The following is a 2,987-nucleotide window of genomic DNA, read 5'->3' as shown; positions in this document are numbered from 1 at the left end:
GAGCTCGTCGGGAACCAACCGCTGTGACAACGCATCAACCACAGACGATGATCTTGCCCTGAACACCGATCAAGATCCAAACGAGACACGCTCTAAACCGTCTAGCCGCAGCTGAGGGCGATGCGTCTTGAAACGGGCGGCGAAGATCTCGTTGGGCGTCCCGCAACGGCTGACGACATGCCCTAGGCGCCGGCGTTATGGTCGCCGGGCTCCAAGCCTTCCCACACGCCAGGAGACACATCCGGCCAGGTGGTCGCGATGACCTTCGGCAGATCGTCACGCCGAAACCATCGCGGTACATCCGAGCAGGGAGGGCGCTGGGCATTCGAACACGTCGTGGAGACGGTGGGCGGTGAGGAAGGCGTATGGCTCCGGACAGAACTCAGCAAAGTTCTGGCGAGCCTCGTCCACTGGGCTTACCAAGACCAACGCTCGATCGACTCCCCTGATGACGAGATAGCAGGTACGAAATGACGACCTCAGCTGATCCGCCGCCACCAGGACTGCCGCGACGCGGCGACTCCGACCTGGCGATATCCCCATTTTCGCTGCCCGCCGCGGTCCGAGGCAAGGAAGTACGCGTCGCGTGGGTAGGACGCACGTCCACGGAAGATCACCAGGACCCGCGGCAGTCTCTGCTGCGGCAGCTCGAGAGATCGAAAAGCGTCCTTCCCGAATCATGGGTGATCGTCACACACTTCTACGACGTCGAGTCCGGACGCATGGAGTTGGAACGGCGCGGACGCAAGGCAGGTTACGAACGATTCGACATCCCGATCGCTCGTGACGGCGGCATCGCCGACCTCCTCGCGGAAGCAACCCGACCGAACCGTCGGTTCGACGTAGTGATCTGCGAGACGATGTCGCGAATCGCCCGCAAGATGTACGAGAACCTCTCCGTCGAGCGGCAACTGGAGCAGGCCGGCGTCGCCGTGTTCGCCTCGAACGAGCCGATCGTGCTGTCCGGTGGACGTGCCCAGCAGATTCTGCAGCGCCGCATCAACCAGTCAGTCGCCGAGTACGAAGTACTCAACATGCTTGAGCAGTCCTGGGGCGGTACGTGCACACATGTCCGTGAGGGCTACAACATCGGCAAGCCGTGCTACGGCTACCGAGCCAAGAAGTACCGTCACCCGAACCCGGTCAAAGCCGAGAAGGGGATCACCAAGACGCGTCTGGAGCCGGACGGCAAGCAAGCCAGCACCGTGACACTGATAGCCAAGTGGCGCTACCACGAGCAACTAGGGTTCGACACCATCGCCGAGCGGCTCAATGCCGACCTCACTGAGCACCCACCGCCGGTCCCCAACGGAGGCAAGCGCACACGAGGGGCGTGGTCAAAGTCGTCGGTTGCCGACGTGCTGAAGAACCCGAAGTACACGGGCTACCAGGTCTACAACCGCCGAGCACGACGAAGCCGCAACGGCGCGAACAACCCACCTGAGAAATGGGTGTGGTCAGCAGAGCCTGCCCATGAACCTCTCATTCCAAAGTGGATGTTCGACGAACTGACGGCGCGACGGGAATCGAAGCGGGGCTCCCGGGATGGTGCCGGCGAGAACCCGCCCCCCGCCACCAAGCGCACGTACCTCCTGCGCGGCCGCGTACTTTGCGTCTGTCAACGGAGGATGCTCGGACACCGGCACCGCGGGCAGAACTACTACCGATGCTGGCCGAAGAACAACAACCGCGGACGCATGGACCGTCTCGACGACCACCCAAACACGGTCTACATGAGAGAAGACGTGCTCCTCTCAGCCCTGAACGATGCCTACGGGACCTACCTGTTCAGCAAGGACCGCCTCAACCTCCTCGCAGATACTGTTGATCAGGGAGTCGATCAAGCAGAGCTTGAACGTGTAGCCCGTCGCGACCGCTTGAACAAGCAGCTCGCCGAACTCACGCGCAAGCAAGACAACCTGCTCGCGCAGGCGGAAGACGCTGACCCCGGTGACCCGTTCATCAAGGGGCTCCGGGAGAGGTACAACGCCCTCGTCACTCAGCAAGAAGGGATCCAGCACGACCTCGACGACCTCGAACGGCAGCAGAAGGAGACACCACGAGTTCCCCGGCTCTCAGACCTCGAACTCGTCGACGTCCTGCCGCACCTATCACTGAACGTCCATCGCGCACCGACCGAGCTTGTAACGCGGCTCTTTGAGTTGACGAAGCTCCGTATCCACGTTGACCACCACACGGATCGAGGAGTCATCGAAATTACCTTGCCAGCTACAGGCGCCCACGATGTCGCAGCCGTAGCTGCCGAACTCCCAGCCCCTCAACAGCACGCGAATGAACAGCCCATGATGCAGAACAAGCAGGTCAAAGCAGGTGTGAATGCTGCGTGTGCCGCGCCGGGGGCACTTCGAAGATCGGCTTCTCACCTGCGCAAGCGAGCTGAGGAGCCGATTTTGGTTTGCTCGGGTTCCCGAGGTGGTCGATTCGCTCGGCCGAGCGCGAGAACGCGTTGGCCTGAATCACTCTTTGGCGATCATCACGTCTTCGGTTCGGCGGGGAGTCCTGCCCCTCCATGGTCTGGACATGGATGCGGAGCGGCATGGAGGTCGAACACTCGTCCACTGGACTGCCTGGTTGCGGGTCTGCTGACCGGCCAGGTCCCACTGCACGCGTGTTGACATGATGTGGGAGCGTCGCCCGAGCTGGAAAGTGACTCCTCGGCTTGGAGGCAGGAACTTAGCGCTATTGGTTCACTCTCCATCGTTCAGCTGGTCACGAAGGGCGAGGACCATATTGAGACGGTCTTGGTAAAGGTCGGGTTGACGCGCAGCAAGAACACGCCAGACGGCGATTGCCTCGGTGATGGTCTTCAACGCTTCGTCCCTGCGCTCAAGAGCGCGCAGGATTAAGGTCTGGTTGGTCAACGACGCCGCGAGATCAAGACGGAAAGCATCCGGACGCGCCTCGGCCAACTCCCGATAAAACCCCACCGCCTCAGTAGACGCCTTCAACGCCTCCTCCACACGACC

2 protein-coding genes are annotated in these 2,987 nt (G+C 61.7%); one reads left to right on the top strand and one right to left on the bottom strand.

The features are described from left to right. The first annotated feature begins 470 nt into the window (after positions 1-470). On the top strand, positions 471-2,636 hold the full coding sequence (locus SREC43747_RS20845) for a recombinase family protein (protein ID WP_081722698.1): 2,166 nt from the start codon (positions 471-473) through the stop codon (positions 2,634-2,636). Positions 2,637-2,708: 72 nt separating this feature from the next. Here the strand turns inward: SREC43747_RS20845 and SREC43747_RS20025 are convergent. Further along, positions 2,709-2,987 (bottom strand): hypothetical protein (locus SREC43747_RS20025; protein ID WP_037332707.1); only part of this gene is annotated, 279 nt, incomplete at its 5' end.

It is taken from the genome of Saccharopolyspora rectivirgula DSM 43747, from assembly GCF_000497205.1.
In the GTDB taxonomy this organism is placed as follows: Bacteria; Actinomycetota; Actinomycetes; order Mycobacteriales; family Pseudonocardiaceae; genus Saccharopolyspora; species Saccharopolyspora rectivirgula.
This window is presented reverse-complemented; position numbering and strand designations above follow the sequence as displayed.